The sequence below is a fragment of the Mycobacterium lacus genome (genome assembly GCF_010731535.1).
Taxonomy (GTDB): Bacteria; Actinomycetota; Actinomycetes; order Mycobacteriales; family Mycobacteriaceae; genus Mycobacterium; species Mycobacterium lacus.
In genome coordinates this window covers 1732088-1752678 of sequence record NZ_AP022581.1, presented here as the reverse complement: position 1 = coordinate 1752678, position 20591 = coordinate 1732088, and the positions used below count along the sequence as shown (strand labels likewise).

Sequence of the window (20591 nt, the reverse complement as noted above, 5' to 3'; positions counted from 1 at the left end):
TTGGCTTCGCAACCTGCATCCAAGCCCGTTGGCCACACCCGCCACATCCGACACGCCGGTCACACACTGATAACGGCCGAGGTCACAGCTCTACGCATCAACCTTTCCGGCGCCCTGGTGTCCGTCCGGGGGCGTCAGACCCTGGCGCTGAATAAGCGGGCGCTGCAGCAGAATCTCGCGCGAGTCGAAAAGGCCCTGCCCGAGAACAACAACCAGGCCCCAGTGGTGAGTTGCGGCAAGCCCGCCGCCGGGAACGTGGTCCGCATCGTCGATCCCGGGTCGCGGCAGGCCTTGGGCGAAGGCCGGATCGGCGAGATTTGGCTGGACGGACCGTCCAAGGGAGGTGGCTACTGGCACCGCCCCGACGTCACCGCGGAGGTCTTCGGAGCCCGCATCGCAGGCGATGACCACCACACCTATTTGCGAACCGGGGATCTCGGGTTCCTGTACGAGGGCGAACTGTTCGTCTGCGGCCGCACCAAAGACCTGATCATCGTCCGCGGCGTCAACTGTTACCCCTCGGACATCGAGGCCATCGTGGGGCAGGACGCGCATGTCCGCGACGGCTGCGTCGCCGCGTTCTCGGTCGAGCGCGATGAGGGGGAGGTGCCGGTCGTGGTCGCCGAGGTGCGAGACGGACAGGCCCTCCCGGACGCGCACGCGCTGGCGCGGGCGATCCGCAGGCATTGCCACATCGACCCGAACACCATCCTGTTCGTACCGGCGCACAGCATTCCCAAGACCACGTCGGGAAAGATCAGGCGCGCGCAGACCCGCAAGCTCTGGCTGGACGGCAAACTGCCCGTGGTGGCGAGTTACACCCACCAGATCCCCGAAGCGCCGGACGCCGCCGCGGGTCCGCTGGAACGCTTCCACCACCTCATCGAGAGCTACGACCTGACCGGTCAGGAGGACTGCTCCTTCGCGGATCTCGGGATCGACTCGCTGGCCCTGGCCGAGCTCCGCGCCGACCTGCAGGCGTTGCTGGCTGAGCACGGCGCGGGGGCGGTGGCCGAGGAGGTCAACGCGCGCCTGCTGCAGCGGCTGACGGTCGCCGAGTTCTTCCGGCTGATGCGGCAATTCGGCAGCGGGTCCGGGGAGTGCGGGCAGCCGCTGCACGCCCTGAGGCAGGCGCTCGACCAGATTTCCGCCGACTACGACGAGTACGAGGCCACGCAGATGCGCGCCGACGCACAGCTGCCCCTGCCGGCATTGCCACCAGCGCGAACGGGCGCGCCCAGCGACATCCTGTTGACCGGCGCCACCGGATTCCTGGGACCGTTCCTGCTCGCCAGCTTGCTCGGCCAAACGTCGTACACCCTCCACGCGCTGGTCCGCGCCACGGATGCGGCACACGGCCTGGACCGCATCGTCGCCTCGCTGCGCCGCGCTCGGCTATGGTCCCCTGCGCTGGAGGCCGAGGTCAGGGCGCGAGTGCGGATACTCTGCGGGGACCTGGCCGAACCTCGGCTGGGCGTCGGTGAGGCTGAGTTCCAGCGACTGGCCGAGGGCATCGATACCATCGTCCACAATGGGGCCCTCGTCAACTACGTCCGGACCTACGACGCGCTGCGGCCCGCCAACGTGGCCGGCACGTGGGAGCTGTTGCGGCTGGCCATGACCGCGCACCGGAAGACCTTCCACCTGGTCTCCAGCACCTTCATCTACGGCTGGAGCACCAAGCCGGTCGTCGGGGAGTCCTACGCGAACGCCGAGATGAGCGGCCTAGACTTCGGCTACTCGCAAACCAAATGGGTCGCCGAGCAACTGGCGCTAGCTGCGCAGCGGCAGGGACTCGACGTGCGCATCTACCGGCCCTCGCTCATCTCCCCCACCAGTGCGGGCTTTGGCAGCCAGGACGACATTTTGGTGCGCCTCACGGCGTTCATGATCGAGCACGGCGTGGCCGTCAGCGCGCTCAACCAAATCAGCCTGCTGCCGGCGGACCTGATCGCGGATCACATCGTCGCGCTGATGGGCCTTCCGGCCGAGACCGTCTGCGGTCATGTGTTCAATATGACCGCGGATGGCTACTACAACCTGATGAACATCACGCGGCTGTTGTCCGAACGCTACGGCTACCGCTTCACCTACTACGACATCCCGTCCTTCGCCGAGCAGTTGAACGTCCGGTGTGCGCCCCGCGACCCGCTTTATCCGCTGGTCGATTTCCTCACCCGCTCGTCCGACAAGATCGCGGCGATGCGGGACAAGCGCTACGACAACACCCAGTACCGGCGGGCGCGCGCGCTGGCCGGGGTCCGCCTGCGCGAGCCGTCTCTGACCGATACGGTCGACGACCTCGTGCGGTTTCTGCGGGACGCGCGTCTGATCACCGACGAGACCGAGGACACGCAATCCATTGCATAGCCACTCCGCGGGGGAGGTTCACCATGTTCACTGTCGACGACCGGGCAGCGGGTCCGCATGACGCCTCGCTCGATCACGAGCGAATCGTCCTGCAGGCGCGTGACGTCGAGTTCGACTGGGCGAAGCTGCCGTTCTATTACGTGCCCAACGAGCCCTTCGCCACCCATTTCTGCAACGTCCTGCACCTGCTGCTGCCAGCGGGCGAGGAGTTCATCGTCGATGTGTTCAAGAACGCGTTGCCGCTGATCAGGGACGACCAACTGAGGCTGGACGTGCAGGGATTCATCAGCCAGGAGGCCATGCACTCCCAAGCCCACTCGGGTGTGCTCGACCACTTTGCGGCCAAGGGCATTGACGTGACACCGTTTACCAACCAGATGGCCTGGCTGTTTGGCAAGCTCATCGGTGACCGGCCCCGTTGGAGCCGGCGACGACGGCAGCGCTGGTTGCTCGAGCGGGTGTCGATGGTGGCGGCCCTCGAGCATTACACCGCCATCCTGGGCGAGTGGATTCTCGACACCCCGCAACACGACACCCTCGGCACCGACCCGGTGATGTTGGACCTGCTGCGCTGGCACGGTGCTGAGGAAGTCGAGCACAAGGCGGTTGCGTTCGACACCATGAAGCATCTGCGCGCCGGATACTGGCGGCAGGTGCGCACCCAGCTGCTGGTGACGCCGTCGTTACTGTGGTTGTTCATCCGCGGCGTGCGATTCATGTACTCGGTGGACCCACACTTGCCGCCGGGAACCAAACCGCGCTGGCGGAACTACTTCGACGCGGCGCGCCGGGGTTTGGTGCCCGGGCCGTTCGAATTCCTGCGGGTCATTGGCGCGTACTACACGCCGAGTTTTCATCCGTCCCGGCTGGGCGGGGTGGGACGCGCCGTCGACTACCTGGCCAGATCGCCTGCCGCCCGGGCGTCTCACTGAGCATCGAGGAGCGGCGTCCATGCCCAACACCACCGTGACCGCATCGGACGGCGTACCCCTGGCGGTGCACGCCTACACCGAGATCGACGCGCAGCGCCCGACCATAATGGCCGTCCACGGCTATCCGGATAACCACCACGTGTGGGACGGGGTCGCCGAGCGTCTCGTTGACCGATACAACTTCGTGGCCTACGACGTGCGCGGTGCCGGCGAATCAGCGCGCCCAGCCAAATGCTCGGGATACGCACTCCCCCAACTGATTTCGGACATCAGCGCGGTGATCGACGGCCTGGGATTGGACGGGGTCCACCTGTTGGGCCACGACTGGGGATCGATCCAATGCTGGGCGGCGGTCACCCACGACTCGGCGAGCGCCAAGATCGCGTCGTTCACCTCGATCTCCGGTCCGCACCTGAACTATGCGGGCCGGTTTCTGCGGTCACCGCGCACACCTCGCGCGGTGGCCGACGTGGCCAAACAGATCCTGGCCTCCAGCTACATCTGGTTCTTTTTGTGCCCCGGTGCGCCCGAGGTGGCGATCCGGTCCCGGGCAACGGTGAAAGTCTTTGAGGCGGTGGAACGTATCGGCCGGCCGAGCACCCACAGCCAGCACCGTGCGGCGTACCGGTCGATCGATGACTACCTCAACGGGCTCAACCTGTACCGAGCCAACATGCCCGCGCCGATTCTGGCGCCGCCGGCGCAGCTGCCGCAGACAGCAGTCCCGGTGCAGGTACTGGTAGCGCGCAAGGACTATTTCGTGTCGCCTGCCCTACAGCGATTCACCGGGTCAATTCCCGCCCGCGGCAGGGTCATTCCCATCGAAGGCGGGCACTGGGTGGTGAGCTCGCGTCCCGCCGTCGTGGCCCGGCTCACCGGCGAGTGGGTCGACCTGGTCCTCGAGGGTGCGGCTCCCGCGGCCGAGTCCGTCATCGCCGCCGGCCCCCGGAGGTAGGAAATCTACTGTGTCGCAGACTATCTGGAGCAGTCGACCCGCCGACCTGTACGGTCGCCGCAAGCGTGACCGGGTTTACACAGCGTTGTGGGGCGTCGGTGTTCTCTTCGGCGGCTTCGCGTCGGCGTCGCGGTGGACACCGTCTCGGATAGCGCCGGTGCGGCGGACCAACATCGCGGTGGTCACCAAACGCGAACTGCTCGCACCCGACGTGGTCGCTTTGACGTTGGCCGACGCGCAAGGCGGGTTGTTGCCGTCCTGGACACCCGGCGCGCACATCGATGTTCGGCTGCCCTCGGGCCGCCGTCGGCAGTACTCGTTGTGCGGTGCACCCGGGCGGCGCACCGACTACCGCATCGCGGTACGCCGGATCGCCGACGGCGGTGGCGGCTCGATAGAAATGCATGACACCTTCGAGGTGGGCGTCACTGTGGTTTTCGAAGGCCCCCGCAACGCGTTCCACCTCGTCACCGACGAGCACGAGGTGTTGTTCGTGATCGGCGGCATCGGGGTGACGCCCATCCTGCCCATGATTCAGCTGGCTCATCAGCACGGAATCGATTGGCGCGCAGTCTATGCCGGGCGCAGCCGCCAGTACATGCCCCTGCTCGACGAGGTGGTGGCGGTGGCACCGGATCGGGTCACCGTGTGGGCCGACGACGAGCGGGGTCGAATGCCCACCGCGGCGGACCTGCTTGCCGACGCCGGGCCGACGATCGCCGTGTACGTGTGCGGCCCGCCCGCCATGCTCGAGTCGGTGCGCACTGCGCGCGACAAACACGCCAATGCGCCACTGCACTACGAACGGTTCAGCCCGCCGCCGGTCATCGATGGTGTCTCCTTCGAGCTGGAACTCGCGCGTTCGCGGCGGGTGCTCAGCGTGCCGGCGAACAGGTCGGCACTTCACGTGATGCTCGACCACGATCCGACGACCGCGTATTCGTGCCAGCAAGGGTTCTGCGGGACCTGCAAGCTCAAGGTGCTGGCCGGGGAGGTCGATCGTCGCGGGCGCACCGCGGAGGGCGACGACGAAATGCTGGTCTGCGTCTCGCGCGCGAAGAGCGGACGCGTGGTGATCGACGCCTGAGCGGGCGCGCTCAGCGCAGCACGCGAAAGCGCTTCAGCCGTGCTCTGGCGCCGGCCACCAACTTCACCCGCGCCTGGGGTACACCGAGATGCTGGGCGAGGAGGCGGGACACCGCGGCGTTAGCCTTGCCGTCCACGGCCCGCTCGGGCACGTAGATTGTCAGGTCGGTGTCGACGCCGACCTCGACCATCGGGCCCTTCCGACTGCCGGGCTTGACCCTGACGCTGACGATGTCGCTGCCGCTCACCACGCTTTCACGGTAGGAGAAGATTGCCAACCGGGTGCCACCCGACACTAAGCTGCTGTTCGTGCGCATAGCCGTGGTCGCCAACGGCCGGGGCCGCTGGTTGGCATTCGCGGCCTCGCTCGCCGTCTCCGCCGCCATGCTCTACGCCCAAAGCACAGAGCGCCCGTGCTGCGTTGAGACCCCGGCGGCAACCCCGACAAGCCCGGGGCCTGCGCCGGCCGGCGTGACGCAGACCGCCAGCCCCGCAGAGGCCGACCTGTTGGCGGCAAACGCGCCTGTCGCCGCCCAGCAATTCCTGTTCGCGTTGCCTGCCGGCGTCGCGTCCGAACAGGGATTGCAGGTCAAGACCATCTGGGCGGCCCGCGCCATCAGCGTGATGTTCCCGCAGATCACCCGCATCTTCGGGTTCCGACAGGATCCCCTGAAGTGGCACCCCAACGGGTTGGCGATCGACGTGATGATCCCGAACCACGACACTCCCGAGGGCATCGAGCTCGGCAACCAAATCGCCGGGTACGCCTTGGCGAACGCGAAACGATGGGGAGTGCTCCATGTGATCTGGCGGCAGAAGATTTATCCCGGCATCGGCGCGCCGAGCTGGACGGCGGACTACGGCTCAGAGACCCTCAACCACTACGACCATGTTCATATCGCCACCGACGGCGGCGGATACCCGACCGGGCACGAAACCTATTACATCGGCTCGATGAGCCCCACCACCGGATGATCGATGCGCGTGACCCTGCCGAGGCGCCACGCTTTCCAAAGCGACCCAAAGGTCTGCGGTCGCATGTGCTAAGCATGCTTGCTATGCTGATAGCATGCCAATGATGGTTCAGATCCGCAATGTGCCCGATGAACTTGTCCACGAACTGAAGGCCCGAGCGGCGGCACAGCGGATGAGCCTCAGCGATTTCCTGCTTGCCCGGCTCGGCGAAATCGCCGGAGAGCCGACCCTCGACGACGTCCTCGACCGCCTCGCGTCGCTGCCGCGCCGCGACCTCGGCACGAACGCCGCCGAATTGGTCGCCGAAGCCCGATCCGAATGATCGTGTTGGACGCCTCGGCTGCCGTCGAGCTGGTGCTCGCGACGGGCTCGGGCGCCGCGGTCGCCCGGCGCCTGCGCGGTGAAGCACTGCATGCCCCTGCCCATTTCGATGTGGAGGCGATCGGCGCGATACGCCGAGCGGTCATCCGCCGGCTGCTCAGCGACCATGAAGGACTCGTCAGCGTTGCCGACTTCCAAAGCCTGCCGGTTCGGCGTTGGCCCACAAAAGCACTTGCCCAGCGCGCCTACCAATTACGACACACTCATACCGTGGCCGACGGAATGTACGTCGCCCTCGCCGAGGGCCTCGAGGCGCCGCTCGTCACGTGCGACGAGCGACTCGCTCAATCCCATGGCCATGACGCAGACATCGAGCTGCTTGCCTGACCATCCGGGGCCTGGCATTGCCGACCGATAGTCTGATGCCCTGAACGCCTGCGCTACTTCGAGAGGTAACGACATGCCTGCACCGTCAGCCGAGGTCTTCGACCGCTTGCGTCAGCTGGCTTCCATCAAAGACGTCGACGCGCGCCAGACCACGACGATCGATGAGGTCTTCACCGGCAAGCCGCTGACCACGATCCCGGTCGGCACGGCCGAAGACGTCGAAGCGGCATTCGCCGAAGCCCGGGCGGCACAGATTGCTTGGGCCAAGCGTTCGGTCGCCGAGCGCGTTGAGATCATCCGCCGTTATCGCGACCTGGTCATCGAGAATCGCGAGTTCCTCATGGACCTCCTGCAGGCCGAGGCGGGCAAGGCCCGATGGGCGGCGCAGGAGGAAATCGTCGATCTGATCGCGAACGCGAACTACTACGCGCGCGTCAGCGCCGACCTGCTCAAGCCGCGCACGGTGCAGCCGCTGCTCCCGGCTATCGGCAAGACCACGGTTGGCTATCAGCCCAAGGGCGTCGTCGGGGTGATTTCGCCGTGGAACTACCCCATGACGCTCACGGCGTCCGACTCGGTGCCCGCTCTTCTCGCGGGCAACGCGGTGGTGCTCAAGCCCGACAGCCAGACGCCGTACTGCGCGCTGGCTTGTGCCGAGTTGCTGTACAAGGCCGGCCTGCCGCGAGCGCTGTACGCGATCGTGCCCGGTCCCGGCTCGGTGGTCGGCACCGCAATCACCGACAACTGCGACTACCTGATGTTCACCGGCTCGTCCGCAACTGGCAGTCGGCTCGCAGAACATGCGGGCCGCCGGCTCATCGGTTTCTCGGCCGAGCTTGGGGGCAAGAACGCGATGATCGTCGCGCAAGGAGCCAACCTCGACAAGGTCGCCAAGGCGGCCACCCGCGCCTGCTTCTCGAACGCGGGCCAACTGTGCATCTCCATCGAACGGATTTATGTGGAGAAGGACATCGCCGACGAGTTCACGAGCAAGTTCGGCGCCGCGGTGCGGAGCATGAAGCTCGGCACCTCGTATGACTTCTCGGTGGACATGGGTAGCCTGATCTCGGCGAGTCAGCTGGAGACGGTGTCGTGCCACGTGAACGACGCAACGGCCAAGGGCGCCAAGGTAATTGCGGGCGGCAAAGCTCGGCCAGACATCGGGCCGCTGTTCTACGAGCCCACCGTGCTCACCGACGTCACGCCGGAGATGGAGTGCGCGGCCAACGAGACCTTCGGGCCGCTCGTTTCGATCTACCCGGTCGCCGATGTGGATGAGGCCGTTGCGAAAGCCAACGACACCGACTACGGGCTCAACGCCAGCGTGTGGGCCCGCTCCACCGCCGAGGGCCAGAAGATCGCTGCGCGGTTGCGGTCAGGGACGGTCAACGTCGACGAGGGTTACGCGTTCGCGTGGGGCAGCCTCAGCGCGCCGATGGGCGGGATGGGCTTGTCCGGCGTCGGCCGCAGGCACGGCCCCGAGGGCCTGTTGAAATACACCGAGTCGCAAACGATCGCGGCCGCGCGCGTGTTCAATCTCGATCCGCCCTTTGGCATTCCGGCGACCCTTTGGCAGAAGTCGCTATTGCCGATAGTGCGCACGGTGATGAAGCTTCCCGGTCGGAGGTAACGGCGGAGCTCTTGCATTCGCTGACACGCTCTGACTTGCCACTACTACGGCAAAATCCGCGTTAGGCTCCTCGATGTCAGTGTCGCATTCCATATCGGGAGCCCACTATGGTCGACGACGAGGGACGTGCAAAGCAAGACGCACGTCGGCTACGCGAGTTCGCCGCATTCGACAAGTTCACGGATGATGAGTTGGAGCGTCTCGTCCGAGCGGCACATCACACTTCGCAGTCGGTGCCATGGCCGCTGATTCGTGAGCAGACTCCGTCCGACGCTTGCTACATCCTGCTCAGCGGGGAGGTGGGGGTGTATGTCGGCCAGGACCGCATTGCTGTGTTGGGGCCGGGCGAGGTGATCGGCGAATCTGCGCTCCGCCGTGGGAAATTGCGTTCCGCGACCGTGACGACGATCGGGCCGGCCGATGTGCTGCGTATCGAGCGCGATGATCTCGCCCGCTTGCTCGACGAGATACCCGCACTGCGCGAAATCATGGAGGCGACTGCCGCCCAACACGTGCCTGCCGCCCAGCCGCCGAAGCCAAAACCGCCACGCTCCAACGTAAACGCCTCGGTCCCGACGGAGTTGGTCGAGCGATTCCAGCAGGCCGCCCACACCGCCGGTGTGGGCATTGCGGCCGCGCTCGAGGATGCGCTCACCCAGTGGATCGAGCGGAACAGCACAGCGTAGGCATCCGAACAAGCGCAGCTCAGGTTCGCGCCCGTCCCTGGCGAGACCGGTTGCACGCCAAGGATTTTGAGGATTTCGCAAGCGCCGCATCCGAAGCTGAGTTCGTCCACCAAAACAGCTCACGAGGTCCTGCAATGATCAGCCACCGCAGCTACACGTTGATCGCCGAGGCCGGTGCCCGCGCCGCTCTCTTCAGCGGTGCGGTCGCGCTGTCACCCGCTGCGCAGGCGGTAGGAATTGACCACTACGGCCATGGTCGCCTACTCCCCCATCACCGGCTGGACGGGTTGGGCCAACAACGCCGCCACGATGGAGGAGGCCACGCACATCGCGCTGGGCAATTGCCAGCAGCACGGCGACGGTTGCACCGTCGCGTCGTGGGCTCGAAATGGTTGCGTCGCTTTGGCTCTCGGGTCTGACCGGTGGGGCGCCGACTGGGGATTGACCGCGGCGGCTGCTCATAACGCTGCGCTGGCCAGGGTCCCGTCGGGCCGGATCGTCGAGCTTCATTGCACCGGTGAGTGACCACTCGCGGCACACCCCGGCGACCTGGTGCGGGAACTGGCGCTAGCGATTGGGCTCGTGCGGGCGTCGTTCTTGGCGACTGACACGATCCGAGCAACCAGCTTGCCGCGACGGACAACCTCGATCATCTGCCCTGACGTGACCCTGTCGAAATAACATCCCGCCCGCTTGCGCAATTCGTCAAGCTCGATCCGCTGGCCAGTGTCCGCTGGAACGGGGGTCATCCTCGGATCACCGGCACACACGATCCGCGCCAGTAACCTGCCGCCACGGACGACATAAATCGTCTCCCCAGCCGCAACGCGATCGAAGCACCGGCCGGCCCGCGTTCGCAGTTCGTCAAGCCCGACCCAGCCACCAGCGTCCCGTGCCACGCCTGTCACAGATCGCGCCGGGATCGGAGCCACCCTCCAGTCGCCGACTGGCACGATCCGTGCCACCAACTTGCCCCGACGGACAATATCGATCGTCGCCCCGGCGGCAACCCGCTCGAGATAGTTACACGCGTCACTTCGGAGTTGGCCTAGGCCAATCACTTCCCGCGTGTCGCGCCGATCACTGTGTTCACCGGCCGGCCGCGGGGTTGTTGAAACCGACCGCGGTATGCCTTCGGACGAGCCGCCGGCAACGCCGGGGGGATTCAGCCGGGCGGCGCCAGCATGTCCTTCCATCCGTCGTCTCCTGTTTTGCTCGAATTTTCGACCGCGTACTTGACACCGTCGGGCCCTATCAGTTCACCGCTCTGCGGGCTGTAAACGGCCGGGGGCGGCCCGCCGGGGATGTAGACGCAGGGGTTTGGCTGCTGCCCGTTGCACTGGACGGTGCCCGATCCCGGCCGCTGCAGTGGATCGCTGATGGGAGGCGGTGTCCCCGCCACCCTGTCGGAAGGCGCCGGGTTGAGGCCGTTGTTGATCGATGGCGCGGGTATCACCAGCCCCGGCTTCACGGGTTGGTCACAACGCGCTGCCGGCGCCGGGCAGGTCAGGAGCTGGTTCGGATCGCCGTACCACGGGTTGGTGCCCATCGGAACGTACGGATTGGGGTCGCGGCACTCCCGCGGCGTCGCGGCGCGTTTACCGGGGACATCGACACACGGAAGGTTGCGTGCCCCGCGCACGGCGTTGGCCGGAGTGTCTTGCGGGATCTTGCAATATGTTCCCGACGGCATCGGCGCCAGGCTGGTATCCGCGGGAGACCGCCACTGGGATGCCGGGAGAAAGCCGGTCAGACACGGCGGGGGTTGGTTGATCGTCAGCGAGGTGCCAAGCGCCGCGTAGCCCGGAAAAGGCGCTGTTACCGTCTGTCCTTCGGCGGCGCCCTGCGGGTAGGCCACCAGCAGTTGCTCGACACCCTTGCGGTAGCGCTTGAGCATGTCCAGCACGATCTCGAGATTTGCCAGCGTCTGTGGCAGCGACTCGCGGACATCGCCGAACACCGCGTTGACCTGATCGGCGGTCGGCGCCGCTTGGGTCAGGATGCGGTGCACGTGCTCGTCGGCTTGCGCGCCCTGCGCGGCCAGGATGTTTAGGTTATGCGCCCAGCGCTCGATCGCGCCACCCGAGTCGACCTGGCTGTCGATAATCGGCCCGGAGTTTTGGATGATGTCGTCGATATCAGAGATGTTGGTCTTGAAGTCGCCGGCGATCGCCTGCGTCGCATCGACCAGGCGTTGTAGCGCGGGGCCCAACCCGCCGACCGCTTGGGCTGTTTCATCGAGCAACGCGGCGATCTTGTCCTTGGGCAGCGCGGCCAGCCCGCGGTTGGCGGCGTCCAGCGCCGGCCCGATCTCCGTGGGCACGGTGCCTGTGGCAATGGTCTGTCCCGGCGAGAAGTACCTGCCCGGGTTGCCGACTGACACCAGGTCCAGATATTGCTCACCGACCGCCGACACCGAATGCACGTTCGCGGACGCGTCGATCGGGATCTTGTAGCGATTGCCGATGCTCATGGTCACCCGCGCGCCCCTCTCGGTCGGCTCGACGGCGGTGACCGTGCCGATAGTTTCACCGCGATAAGTCACGTTGGCCGTCCTGTACAGACCGCCCGACGCGGGCAGGTCCGCCTTCAGCGTGTATTGGCCGATCCCTACCGCAGTGGGAATCCGCAGGTAGTACCCGCCCAGCGCAACCGCTGTGATGACACTGATGATGCTGAACAGGATCAGCTGTCGCCAGACTAAGCGGGTCAGCATTGCCGGTCCGCCCTTTCGACCAGCGGCCCGCCCGGGACGTCGTTGGGGTTCGGTGTGTACCGGACGTCGGGGATCATCGTTTCGGGGTCGCGGCCCCACGATTGCTCGAGCGCGCGCAGCGCTCCGGAGAACCCCGTCCCGGTGAGGATCGCGTTGTCGACAGCGCTCAGCGTCAGGTCGAGCGTCAGCGACAGGTTGAAGTAGTCGCCGCGGAACGACTTAGGCACGGCGTCTAGGTCGAACGGCCGGACGAGGATCAGCTTGAGTGCGCGGATCAGATATGGTGCGGCACGGCCGAGTTCCCGCAACGGGCACTGCAGCGACAGCAGATCCTGGTGGAGGTCGCTCCGCGAGGCGGACAGGTATTGGTCGGCAACCCGGCTGAACGCCCCCGTCGCGTCAACCGCGTCGAGCAAGAGGTTCTGCTTGTCGGCGAAATGTTTGATCAGCGGTGGGAATTCGGTGAGGACGCGATCCAGAACGTCCGAGCGGCGACTCACATATGCCAATAGCCGGTCGGTGGAATCGATGGCTCGGGTGATGTCCTCGCGTTGTTCGTCGAGCCGGGCGGTGAAGGTGTCCAGCTTGCCTAGGAAGGCACGGATCTGGTCGGCCCGCCCGGTCACGACGTTATAGACCTCGTTCTGCAGTGTTTCGATGTTCGGGACGCCGCCTGCGCGCAAGATCATGGCGAGACTGGCCAGCGTCTGCTCGGTCGTCGGGTATGCGGACGAGTTTTTCAGCGGGATGGTGTCGCCGTCCTGTAGTCGATCCGGGGACGGGTTGGGCGGCGCGGCGAGTTCCACATGCTGAGAACCCAGCAGGCTTGTCTGCCCGATCTTGGCGGTGGCGTTTTTCGGTAACTTGACGCTCTTGTCCAGGCGCAGTGTCAGCGTGGCGACCCAGTTCTTCAGTTGGATCGCGCGCACCGTGCCCACGAAGACATCGGCCACCCGCACCCGGCTGTTGTCGTTCAGGGCCAGCGTGTCGGGCATCTGCACGTAGACGGTGTAAGAGCCGCGCCCGCTGCCCGGGCCGCCGGGCATCGGCACGTTGGCGATTCCGCGCCAGTTCGCGCACGACGTCACCGCCACGGCAGCCCCCAGCAGCGCCAGCCCCTGCCGGGCCCGGTATCGGCCTCGTGCGCAAAATGCGCGCCTCATGAGCCCGGTCCCGTCGATGCGGCCGCCTGCGCGGGTGGTGGTCCGGCGGGCGTCGGCGCGACTGGGCCCGAGACCACGCCTGGAGCCGGTGGCGGCGGCGGGATCGGCACCTGCGGGGCCTGCACGCCGATGGGTGGCAACACCGGGTACTCGTCGTACGCGTTCGGCGGTCCCGGCGGGGTCTGCAGCCCTGACGGCGGGGGTGCGATATCCGCGCCGCCCATCAGTTCGGCCAGAGATTCGGGGGTCAACAGACCCGCCGTGATCGGCCCCACCTGCGTGCCCTGCATGCCCGGCGCCACAACCCAGCCGGGCTGGGTGTTGCGGTGCGACAGCGGGGTATCGGGCACCCAGATCCCGGGCACCGTAGTGTCCTTGTACCCGTTCGGCGGCTGCAGCCGGGGCTCGGAGTAGGCGATTTCCTTGGGTAGCGTCTCGGCGGTGCTGAACAGGTTCAGTCCTAACGGGAGGTAGTTGAACTTGATCGCATCGAGAATTGGCGCCAGGTATTGCGCACACAGTTCGGCGGATTCTTGATACCCCAGCCGGCTACCGGCCTGAATCATGCTGCACACGAATTGCATCGGGTTCGCGAAGTTGGGGATTGCCGGGATGGACATGACCGCACCGTGCGACGGGTGGTAAATCTGGCTCAGGTTGGTCTCCAGGGTCGGCAAGACGTGCAGGGCGGTCTCCAAACCGTTCAGCGGCTCGGGTTGGACCAGCGTGGTGGTCAGGTTGGCGAGGTTGTCAACGTCGCGCGCGAGCACCTCGCGGTTCTTGACCAAGAACGGGCGCAGGGTCAAGAGCAGCCCGTCGAACTGCCGTATCGCATCGGCAAGCTCATGGTCGGACCCGGTCAGTTTGTCGGTGAACTGGGCCAGGTTGTTGTTCAACGCGACGAACTGCTGGTCATCTTTGTGCAAGGCGTTGACGAACAGCGCCAGGCTGTGCACCACCGCGAAGAAGTCGCTACGGCCCTCGTTCAGCGCGGTCAGCGCCCGCGACAGGCTGTCCAGAGTCGTGTTGATTTGCTTACCCTTGCCGGCCAACCCGTCCGCGGCAGCCTCGATGAGGTCACCGAAGGGGCCCTTGGGCTGCTCGGGTGTCGGGCCAAGTTTGGAGATGATGTTGGCGACGCTGTCGCGCAGTTCGTCCCACTCGGTCGGCACCTGGGTGCGCTCGATGGGGATCACCGCGTTATCGGCCAGCACCGGACCCCCTTTGTAGGGGGGCTCCAACTGGATGCTCCGCGACGCCACCAGGGTGGGGTTCACAACCACGGCAGACGCGTTGGCGGGGACCTTGTACTTGTTGTTGTAGTGAAAAGTCACCTTCATCTTGTCGCCGGCCGGCTCGACCTTGTCGATCGAACCCACGCGAACGCCCATGATCTGGACCCTGTCTCCGGAATAGAGCGCGTACGCCTCCGGGAGGTAAGCGACAACGGTGTTGTTGGTCAGTTTCTGGTAGAGCCGCCAGCCGACGAACCCGGCGCCGAGTGCCAGCACGACCACCAGCGAGGTAATGACCCTCCGGAGCCGCGGGTTGCGGATATCGAAGACGGGACTCAATTCTGGCTGCCTCCCGTCCCACCGGGTGTGATGAACGGGGCCGGCAGCTGCGGTCCGGGTCCCGGCGGCGCGGGTGGCCCCGGCGGCAGCCCGGGCACGAACGTCGACGGCGGCGGGATGGGGCCGGCCGGTTGCAGGCCCTCGGTGCGCGCCCCCGGCGGCGCGTCGGGCGGCAGCGGCACCGGTGTGCCCGGTAGGTCCGGGGGCGGCTCGCCCGGCCGCCCGGCGATCGCGATCGCTGGTGTCGGTGGCAGGCCGTTCGGGTTCGGCGGCGACGCCTGGACGTCGAGCGGCGCCGGGAAACTGCCGCCGAACGGGCCGACGTCTACGCCCGCGCACGGCAGCGGGTTCCACGGCCGCGGCAGCGCGTCGGGCGGCGGGGTGTACGAACATGCTGTTCCCGGTGGGACGGCCGGTCCCGGATGCTCCGGGGTGCCTTCCAGCACCGGTGGTGCGGGCGGCGGCGCGCCGTTGGGGAATCGGGTGCCGTTGGGATCGGGCCAGCGGAACTCGGGCAGGCCGGCGCTGCGCCAAAAGTCCTCCGGGTCGATGCCGCGCTTCTTGAAGGCGGCGTCGACGAATGGCTGCAACATCCAGTACGGCAGCAAATTTGCCAGGACTATCTTGAAGTACGGTCCCGACGCGACGGACTCCCCTAGCGAGGCGGCGAATTGGCCGACATACGTGAGGGTTTGAGCCAAGTCGTCTTTGCGTGCCACCAGCACGTCGCTGAGGGCGCGCAACTGCTCCAGCACAGGATTCAGGTTCGGGTTGTCGTTGATGAACCCCTGAACCTGGGCCGAGAATGCGGAAACGTTCCCCAGTAGGGCGTCGATGGCCCGTCCACGTTCATTGAACGCGGCCACCAGCGTCTTCGCGTTGACCAGCAGCCGGTTGACTTGTTCGCTGCGGTCACCGAGCACGCTGGCCACCTGGTTGGCCTGAGCGAGCAGATGCTTGATCTGTTCGTCGCGTTTACCGATGGTGTCGGAGAATTTGGCCAAACCGTCGAGGGCGGCACTCAGGTGCGGGTAGGTCTGATCGATGGTCTGCGCCAAGACATTCAGCGACCGCTTGACGGTGTCGATGTCCCAGCCGGTGGCGGCCTTGGTGACGTCGAAGGTCGCGTCGTAGAGCTGATAGGGGGTGGTGCTCTGACCCAGCGGCAACACGCCCCCGGGCCGCAACCTCTGGGTGCCCCGCGACTCGATCTCGAGCACCTTCTTGCCCAGGATGGTGTCGGTCTTGATCGCGACTCGACTGTCGGTGCCGATGGTGTTGCCGCCGATGGAGAACTTGATCCGGACGTGGTCGCCGGCGATCTCGAGCGCCTCCACCTTGCCGACGTCCACACCGGCGATGCGCACCTTGTCGTTCTTGTTCAGTTGACCGGTGTCGGTGAACTGCCCGTAGTAGCTCGGACTGGCAAACAACATCGGGACACTGGTGAAGGTTTGGCCGACGGCGACGACGAGCCCAAGGACGGTGATGCCCATGAGCCCGACACGGCCGCGGTTGAACTCCGTCAGCGTTCTCATTGCGGCGCGCACCTACCCGTGGGCTGCTGCCAGATCCTGACCGTGCGGACCGGGCCTCCGGGCTGCAGTCCATTCCACTTGATCGTGAGGTCGCACACGTAGAAGTTCACCCAGTCGCCGTAGAGGCCGATGCTGCGCCCGATCAGGTTGAGCGCGGTCGGCGTCTTGTGGATCAGATCGTCGAGCTGATCCCTTTGTTCGACGAGCGGCTGCTGAAGAGCCTGCAGGTAGTTGATCTCCTTGTGCAGCAGCGCGCGGTTGTCCGCCAGCAGGTCGGCCACCGTTCCGGCGGCGTTGCTGATGTCCGCGATGCCGGCGGCCAGCGGATCGGCGTGGTTGCGCAGCCCGGTGATCAGTCTCTCGAAGTTGTCGACGGTCTGGTCGAACTCCTTGCGATGCCGCACCGTGGTGTCCAGCACGATGTTCAGGTTCTTGACCACCTCGCCGATCGCCTGGTCGCGTTCGGCAACGTGGGCGGTCAGCCGCGCGGTCTGGTCGAGGATGTCGTTGATGGTCCCGCCCTGACCCTGAAACACGGTGATGATGGCCGCCGCGATGGTATTGACCTTCTTCGGATCGAGCGCCCGGAACAGCGGCTTGAAACCACCGATCAGGGCGTCGAGATCCAGCGCCGGCGACGTTCGAGACAGCGGGATGAATCCGCCCGCCGGCAGAACCCGGTCAAAGCCCTCGCCCTCGGCGCGTTTGAGCTCCAGGTAGCGGTTACCGAGCAGGTCGAGATAGCGGATCTGCGCGGTCGTCGACTGGTAGAGCGGTATCGAGCGGTCGACGTCGAAGTCCACCCGTACCCGCATGCCGCCGTCGATCAGCCGCACCTTCTTGACCTTGCCGATCTCCACCCCGGCGGCGCGGACGAACTGGCCGTCGCGCAGCCCGCTGGCATTGCTGAATTCCGCGGAATAGCCGTTGGTTCGGTTGAAGCGCATCTGACCGAACACCACGACGATCGACATGGTGATCAGCAGCAGCACCAACGCGACGGTGCCGAGCTTGATAGCGGTGCCGGTGATTTTCATGGGTTGATCGTGTTGTCCCCGACCTGACGGCCCCACACATACTCGATTGCGTACGGTGAGCCGGTGTCTACGTGGTTGTACGGCGCGAGACTGGCGCCGGTGTCCACCACCAGACTCGGCGCCGGCCACAGATCACGGGTGACGGGCTGCCAGCAACCCGGCGCGCCCCCCGGCCCGCCGCGAGCGTTCACCCGCGGCAGATTGTCCGGAAACACATAGGGATTCGGCGCCCCGCCGACCAGTCCGGCGAGCCCCAGGAGGCCCTGGGTGAGCACCGTGCCGGTCAGCCCCGGGAGGGTCAGGATGCCGCCCAACCCTGACGTCAGCTCGGTCATGGTTCTCAGCGCGTAGCCGTTGCCGCCGCCCGTCGTGTCATACGCCGCGGGTTCGGCGCCGTAGTAGTTGTGGATGGTGCAGAAAATCTCGGGACTGTACGTGTCGAGCAGCCCGGCGGTAGGCACCAGATCGGCGATTCCCCGCTGCAGGTGGGGCCCGCCGCGGGCGAAGATGTCCGCGCCGGTGTTGCCCAGCCCGGTCGCGGCCAGCAATGCGGCATCGAGATCGGCTTCCTGCCGGTGCAGCGTGCGCGCCGTGACCACCGCGTTGTTGAGGGAGTCGAACAGATCCGGTGCGGCGTTGGCGTAGATGTCGCCCAGGGCAGCCAGCTGCGCAATGTCATGTCGGATCTGCGGCATTTGCGGATTGATGTCGTCGAGGATGGCGTTGCCGTTGACGATCGATTGCCCGAACTTGTCGCCCAGCCCGGTCAATGCCTGCGCGGTCGCGGCCAGCGTCAGGTTCAACTTGACCGGATCCACCTTCTCGGCGATCGAGGTAAGCGTCTCGAACAACGTGTTGAACTCGGACGTCACCGACCTCGCATCGATCACTTGCTGTGCGGTGATGCGCTGTGGCGTCGGATTCCTCGGTGAGGTCAACGACACATACTTGTTGCCGAACACCGTGGTCGCCCTGATGTTGGCGTCCACATTGGCCGGAATCAGCGTGATGTACTTCGGATCCACATCCAAGACGAACTTGGCCACCGGCGTACCGTCCCGGTGGATCTCCGTTATGCTGGCCACCCGGCCGATTTCCACCCCGTTGTAGGTGACCTTCGACCCCGGATCCATCACCAAACCCGCCCGGGGAGCCACCATCGTCAAGCGCGTCTTCGGCGTGAACTGGCCCCGAAACTGCAACCACACGACCGCCAACACCGCGGCGGCCACCACCAAGAACACCGCGGCCGCCGTCTTGTACGGCGGGATACGTGGCGGGTTCTCCTTTGCCGGCATGGTCATGACGGCTACACGGTGAGGTTGAAGTTCGGGTTTTTGCCGTAGACCGACATCGCGGTCAGTACGACCACAACAACGATGGTGACCAACGACAGGCGCATCGACCGGCCGACCGCTTCACCGACGCCCACGGGCCCGCCGGTGGCGGTGTAGCCGTAGTAGCAGTGGGTGGTCATCACGACCACCGCAACCAGGATTACCTCCGCGAACGACCAGCCCACGTCGTCTAGGCGCAGGAATGTGTGGAAGTAGTGGCTGTACGTGCCGGCGGACTGCCCATACAAGAAAACAGTGGTGACCTGCGCGGACAGGAAGGCCAGGGTAATCCCCAGCCCGTAGAGCGGGATGATCACGATCAGGCCCGCCACTACCCGGGTGGACGCCAGGTAGGCGATCGACCTGATACTCATCACCTCCAGCGCGTCGATCTCCTCGCTGATGCGCATGGCGCCCAGTTCGGCGGTGGCGCCGGCACCGACCGTGGCGGCCAGCGCCTGGCCGGCGGCCACCGGCGCCACAAACCGCACATTGACCATTGCGGCCAAGAAGCCGGTGAACGCCTCGACACCGATGTTGCCCAGCGACGCGAAGCCCTGGATGGCGACCAGTGAGCCCGCCGACAAGGTGATGAAACCGACAATGGCGGCGGTGCCGCCGGCCACGGCCATCGCGCCGGTACCCATCCCCATCTGGGCAACCATCCGCACCAGCTCCTTGCGGTAGCGGTGCAGGGCGAAGGGGATCTGCGCGACCGCGCTCAGGGCGAACCAGATCATCTGCCCGATCTCGACCAGGAGCCGGGCCGGGGCCTCCCCGTATCGCCTAAAGGCGGCCCGCGGGAAGCCGCCATGTGGCGCGGCAGCCGCTGTAGCCGAGGCCATGTCAGCGCCCCGTTCCGAACCGGACACCGATGGTGGTCAGCGCCGCGTTTACCGCGAACAGCGCGATGAAGCACAGCACCACCGTTTCGTTGACGGCCGTACCCAGACCTTTAGACCCGCCGCGGACGATCAGCCCGCGGTAACACCCGACCAGGCCGGCGATCAGCCCGAACGTCGCGGCCTTAATAAACGCGATCACCACCTCGGGCAGGCCGGTGAGCGCTGTCAACGTGGAGAGGTAGGCACCGCTCGAGACGTTCTGCAGGTACACGCTGAAGAGGTAGCCGCCCCCGAGGCCGACCGCGATCACGAGGCCGTTGAGCAGCACCGCGACGACTGTCGAGGCGACGACGCGGGGCACCACCAGCCGATGGATCGGGTCGATGCCGAGCACCTCGAGCGCATCGATCTCCTCGCGGATGGTGCGAGCGCCGAGGTCGGCGCAGATGGCGGTGCCGCCGGCGCCGGCGACCACCAGCACCGTCACGATCGGGCCGAGCTGGGTGACCGCGCCGATCCCTGCACCAGCGCCGGAGACGTCGGCCGCGCCGAACTCGGCGAGTAGGACGTTGAGTGTGAAGATGAGCAGCACGGTTTCCGGGATGGACACCGCGATGGTGGGCAGCAGCGATACCCGCATGAGGAACCAGCCATTCACGATGAACTCACGCCATTCGAACGGCAGCATCAGCGCTTTGCCGGTCAGCACGCACATTCGGAAGAACCCGCCGGCCACTTCAGCCCCTGGTCGGATGTGGCTGCCTAGCTTGCCGGCAATCGCGTTCGAGGTAGTCATCGCAGCGGCCCCCGACATGACCACGCTCGGCGCGTCACAACCGCAACATTTGTCCCCGTCGAGGTCGTCAGCCTCGCGCTCACGACCGATATCTGGCACGAAATATATTCCGCTAGAACATATTTCGAACTTTGTTTGAACGACGACGATCTCCGACTTCTTCGCCCCCAGTTCCGGCGCGACGATTCTTCGTGCGGCCTGCGGCGTAGCGCCTCACCGTGTTGCCGATGCCGGTCGACCACG

Annotated in this window: 19 protein-coding genes and 1 pseudogene; 10 read left to right on the top strand and 10 right to left on the bottom strand. The window is 66.0% G+C overall.

Translation table 11 applies throughout. From position 1 onward, the window contains the following. Positions 1 to 105: 105 nt before the first annotated feature. The 4 genes and pseudogenes from G6N24_RS08030 to G6N24_RS08015 form a co-directional block, all read left to right on the top strand. Positions 106 to 2370, top strand: a pseudogene (locus G6N24_RS08030) (thioester reductase domain-containing protein); the annotation flags it as partial. Positions 2371 to 2393: 23 nt separating this feature from the next. Continuing rightward, positions 2394 to 3302, top strand: coding sequence for a metal-dependent hydrolase (locus G6N24_RS08025; protein ID WP_085160322.1), 909 nt, complete (start codon positions 2394 to 2396; stop codon positions 3300 to 3302). Positions 3303 to 3321: 19 nt separating this feature from the next. Next, positions 3322 to 4257, top strand: coding sequence for an alpha/beta fold hydrolase (locus G6N24_RS08020; protein WP_179963474.1), 936 nt, complete (start codon positions 3322 to 3324; stop codon positions 4255 to 4257). A 10-nt stretch (positions 4258 to 4267) separates the two neighbouring features. Beyond that, entirely contained in the window at positions 4268 to 5344 is a 1077-nt protein-coding gene (locus tag G6N24_RS08015) for a PDR/VanB family oxidoreductase (RefSeq protein WP_085160320.1), read from the top strand. A 10-nt stretch (positions 5345 to 5354) separates the two neighbouring features. On the opposite strand, the gene G6N24_RS24320 is transcribed toward G6N24_RS08015, so the two are convergent. Further along, positions 5355 to 5534, bottom strand: a complete 180-nt coding sequence (locus G6N24_RS24320) for a DUF167 domain-containing protein (RefSeq protein ID WP_232070719.1) — start codon at positions 5532 to 5534, stop codon at positions 5355 to 5357. Between the two features lie 79 nt (positions 5535 to 5613). Between G6N24_RS24320 and G6N24_RS08005 the strand changes: the two genes are divergently transcribed. The 6 genes from G6N24_RS08005 (at position 5614) to G6N24_RS07980 (ending at position 9867) form a co-directional block, all read left to right on the top strand. After that, entirely contained in the window at positions 5614 to 6318 is a 705-nt protein-coding gene (locus G6N24_RS08005; protein ID WP_372514554.1) for a glycoside hydrolase, read from the top strand. A gap of 94 nt (positions 6319 to 6412) precedes the next feature. After that, a complete protein-coding gene (locus G6N24_RS08000) occupies positions 6413 to 6640 on the top strand; it encodes a FitA-like ribbon-helix-helix domain-containing protein (RefSeq protein WP_085160318.1) in 228 nt (75 codons plus the stop codon). Then, entirely contained in the window at positions 6637 to 7026 is a 390-nt protein-coding gene (locus tag G6N24_RS07995) for a type II toxin-antitoxin system VapC family toxin (protein WP_085160315.1), read from the top strand. Before G6N24_RS08000 ends, G6N24_RS07995 begins: the two co-directional genes overlap by 4 nt. A 73-nt stretch (positions 7027 to 7099) precedes the next feature. Further along, positions 7100 to 8656, top strand: coding sequence for a succinic semialdehyde dehydrogenase (locus G6N24_RS07990; protein WP_085160313.1), 1557 nt, complete (start codon positions 7100 to 7102; stop codon positions 8654 to 8656). A gap of 107 nt (positions 8657 to 8763) precedes the next feature. Next, on the top strand, positions 8764 to 9342 hold the full coding sequence (locus G6N24_RS07985) for a cyclic nucleotide-binding domain-containing protein (protein WP_085160311.1): 579 nt from the start codon (positions 8764 to 8766) through the stop codon (positions 9340 to 9342). A 237-nt stretch (positions 9343 to 9579) separates the two neighbouring features. Beyond that, a complete protein-coding gene (locus G6N24_RS07980) occupies positions 9580 to 9867 on the top strand; it encodes a DUF4189 domain-containing protein (protein WP_139822387.1) in 288 nt (95 codons plus the stop codon). Here G6N24_RS07980 and G6N24_RS25735 read toward each other — a convergent pair. The 9 genes from G6N24_RS25735 to G6N24_RS07935 form a co-directional block, all read right to left on the bottom strand. Then, positions 9849 to 10091, bottom strand: coding sequence for a type II toxin-antitoxin system Phd/YefM family antitoxin (locus tag G6N24_RS25735; protein ID WP_163745454.1), 243 nt, complete (start codon positions 10089 to 10091; stop codon positions 9849 to 9851). The two genes, G6N24_RS07980 and G6N24_RS25735, sit on opposite strands and share 19 nt — an antisense overlap. 416 nt (positions 10092 to 10507) lie before the next feature. Then, positions 10508 to 12058 carry an MlaD family protein gene (locus tag G6N24_RS07970; protein ID WP_085160304.1) on the bottom strand — a complete coding sequence of 517 codons (1551 nt, stop codon included), beginning with the start codon at positions 12056 to 12058 and terminating at the stop codon, positions 10508 to 10510. Further along, positions 12052 to 13221 (bottom strand): virulence factor Mce family protein, encoded by a 1170-nt coding sequence (locus tag G6N24_RS07965; protein WP_085160302.1) that lies wholly within the window; start codon positions 13219 to 13221, stop codon positions 12052 to 12054. The genes G6N24_RS07970 and G6N24_RS07965 overlap by 7 nt, the downstream gene beginning before the upstream one ends. Then, positions 13218 to 14795, bottom strand: coding sequence for a virulence factor Mce family protein (locus tag G6N24_RS07960; protein ID WP_085160299.1), 1578 nt, complete (start codon positions 14793 to 14795; stop codon positions 13218 to 13220). Before G6N24_RS07960 ends, G6N24_RS07965 begins: the two co-directional genes overlap by 4 nt. Continuing rightward, entirely contained in the window at positions 14792 to 16333 is a 1542-nt protein-coding gene (locus G6N24_RS07955; RefSeq protein WP_085160297.1) for a virulence factor Mce family protein, read from the bottom strand. The genes G6N24_RS07960 and G6N24_RS07955 overlap by 4 nt, the downstream gene beginning before the upstream one ends. After that, on the bottom strand, positions 16330 to 17370 hold the full coding sequence (locus G6N24_RS07950) for a virulence factor Mce family protein (RefSeq protein ID WP_085160295.1): 1041 nt from the start codon (positions 17368 to 17370) through the stop codon (positions 16330 to 16332). Before G6N24_RS07950 ends, G6N24_RS07955 begins: the two co-directional genes overlap by 4 nt. Further along, positions 17367 to 18674 carry an MCE family protein gene (locus G6N24_RS07945; protein ID WP_085160293.1) on the bottom strand — a complete coding sequence of 436 codons (1308 nt, stop codon included), beginning with the start codon at positions 18672 to 18674 and terminating at the stop codon, positions 17367 to 17369. The genes G6N24_RS07950 and G6N24_RS07945 overlap by 4 nt, the downstream gene beginning before the upstream one ends. 5 nt (positions 18675 to 18679) lie before the next feature. Continuing rightward, on the bottom strand, positions 18680 to 19552 hold the full coding sequence (locus G6N24_RS07940; protein ID WP_085160291.1) for an ABC transporter permease: 873 nt from the start codon (positions 19550 to 19552) through the stop codon (positions 18680 to 18682). A gap of 1 nt (position 19553) precedes the next feature. After that, positions 19554 to 20267: an MlaE family ABC transporter permease gene (locus G6N24_RS07935; RefSeq protein WP_372514589.1), complete on the bottom strand. Its 714-nt coding sequence runs from the start codon at positions 20265 to 20267 to the stop codon at positions 19554 to 19556. Between the last annotated feature and the right edge of the window lie 324 nt (positions 20268 to 20591).